The organism is Vibrio sp. 1078-1 (assembly GCF_033340475.1).
Genome location: NZ_JAWOWM010000686.1, coordinates 1 through 567, shown reverse-complemented (window position 1 = coordinate 567; position 567 = coordinate 1). Strand labels below are relative to the sequence as shown.

Here is a 567-nt window from a genome sequence, read left to right as displayed (position 1 = left end):
GGACGCTTTCATTACAGCATGATTTTGGGTAAAAACTTCTTAAAGCACGGTGCGTTAGTGGCGAGTGAAACCAATTACATCGTGACGAAAAAACCAGATTACGAAAAATAGTCGAACCGTCGCCTAACCTAATTGCCAATACCCAAAGTCCGCTCTGAGAATCTTGTGGCTTTGGGTATAATTCTAGGTTTAGGATGAAGATCGCGTAAGCGTCGATGCTGCTGAATGTGCGGCATTTTTTATGCCGAAATGAATAGGAGCCAAATTGAAAACTAAGCTGATTACCCGTGAAGGTTATAACAAACTCAAGCAAGAGCACGATTACCTCTGGAATGAAAAGCGTCCAGAAATCACCAAGATCGTGACGTGGGCGGCCAGCCTTGGCGATCGTTCGGAAAATGCTGACTACACCTTCAATAAACGACTGCTGCGTCAAATCGATCGACGTGTTCGTTTTCTCAGAAAGTTTTTACCTGAAGTCACCATCGTAGATTACTCACCTCAACAAGAAGGCAAAGTTTTTTTTGGTGCTTGGGTCGAGATTGAAAACGAAGCTGGTGATGTGAA

1 pseudogene is annotated in these 567 nt (G+C 43.7%); it reads left to right on the top strand.

What is annotated here, in order from left to right:
• Positions 1-265: 265 nt before the first annotated feature.
• Positions 266-567, top strand: a pseudogene (locus R7190_RS29515) (transcription elongation factor GreB); the annotation flags it as partial.